The sequence below is a fragment of the Synechocystis sp. CACIAM 05 genome (genome assembly GCF_010222815.1).
In the GTDB taxonomy this organism is placed as follows: domain Bacteria; phylum Cyanobacteriota; class Cyanobacteriia; order Cyanobacteriales; family Microcystaceae; genus Synechocystis.
The window spans coordinates 1585915-1587445 of record NZ_CP019225.1; the positions used below are offsets into that span (position 1 = coordinate 1585915).

The 1531-nt window shown below is 43.2% G+C and carries 1 protein-coding gene and 1 pseudogene; one reads left to right on the forward strand and one right to left on the reverse strand.

Annotated elements, in window-relative coordinates; all coding sequences use genetic code 11:
• Window positions 1-91 (reverse strand): annotated as a pseudogene (locus tag BWK47_RS07635) (IS200/IS605 family transposase); the annotation flags it as partial.
• A gap of 121 nt (window positions 92-212) precedes the next feature.
• Here BWK47_RS07635 and BWK47_RS07640 point away from each other — a divergent pair.
• On the forward strand, window positions 213-1466 hold the full coding sequence (locus BWK47_RS07640; RefSeq protein ID WP_204250486.1) for a class I SAM-dependent DNA methyltransferase: 1254 nt from the start codon (window positions 213-215) through the stop codon (window positions 1464-1466).
• Window positions 1467-1531 lie beyond the last annotated feature (65 nt).

Below are 1531 nucleotides of genomic sequence, written 5' to 3' on the forward strand. Positions count from 1 at the left end.
CCAGTACCAAAAGCCCTCGACGATATTTGACGCAAAACACCATATGATAACGAATTTGATACACGCAATGACTAGCCCTTTTGAGTTCCATTACAGAATTGTAATGCTGGTTTTTGTTTTTGGGGTTGCTTATCCCAATCGCAGCAAGCTGCGGGGTATGCGCAACACATTTTTAGATCAAAGGGGATGAAAAATCGGAGTCCCAAACTTTTTTGACGAAATTTTTTCAAGCTTTCGGTCATGAAGGTATCAAAGAGGCAGGGGCGGAGTTTGAGCAGAGAGTAAAAAAAAGTAGTAAGAACGATAAAACGGGATTTGCGGATTTAGTTTGGCCACCAGCCAGGGGAATTAAGGGGGTGGTAATTGAAATGAAAAAGCGGGGCACAGATTTAACTTTGCATTATTCCCAGCTTGAACGGTATTGGATGCGGTTAACGCCTAAGCCCCAGTATTCAATTCTCTGTAATTTTGATGAGTTTTGGATCTACGACTTCACCAATCAAGTGGATGAGCCGGTGGATTGGGTCAGGCTGGAGGATTTGCCTAAGCGTTTGGGGACTTTTTCTTTTATGGAAATTGGGGGTCAGGCTCCCATTTTTCGCAATAATCAGGTGGAGGTGACGGAACGCACAGCCCGACGGATGGGGGAGTTTTATCAATTAGTGCGGGATCGGGGTAAAAGGGAAAAGTTTCAGTATTTTACGGAAGAACAACTGCAACGGTTTACCCTCCAATGTGTGTTGGCCATGTTTGCCGAAGACCGAAATCTTTTACCACGGGATCTATTTGTAGCCTTGGTGCAGGATTGTCTAACGGGAAAAGATAATGCTTATGATACTTTCAGTGGTTTGTTTCGGGCGATGAATCAACCAGGAATTGTGCCCCAGGGTCGTTATGCGGCAGTTGATTATTTTAATGGTGGTTTATTTGCAGAAATTCAACCGATCGCCTTAGAGGAATCGGAGTTAAAACTGCTAGATATCTGTGCAAAGGATAATTGGGAAAATATTCGTCCATCAATTTTTGGCAATATTTTTGAAGGGGCGATCAATGAAAATGAACGTCATGCACGGGGTATTCATTACACTTCGGAAAAGGATATTCGCCAGATTGTGCGACCCACTATTTCCGACTATTGGGAAGAGAAAATTAATAATGCCAAAACCATTGGGGAATTGAATCAACTCCAGTTGGAGTTGCAATCCTATCGAGTGCTTGATCCTGCCTGTCGATCGGGAAATTTTCTCTATGTGGCCTATCAAGAACTAAAACGCATTGAGCGACTTTTAATTCAAAAAATTGCAGAACGGAGAAAGCAAGTACCGAGCCAAATGGAAATGGGTTTTGTCACACCATTACAGTTTTTTGGCATGGGCACAAATCCTTTTGCGGTGCAGTTAGCCAGGGTAACGATGACCATTGCCCGCAAGATTGCCATTGATTCTTCTTTCCCTTACCTCCTCTAACAACCAAGGGCTGTTACCGAAGAAATAGTCAAATCCTTGTCCATTTTCTAGTCCTACTACCTTAG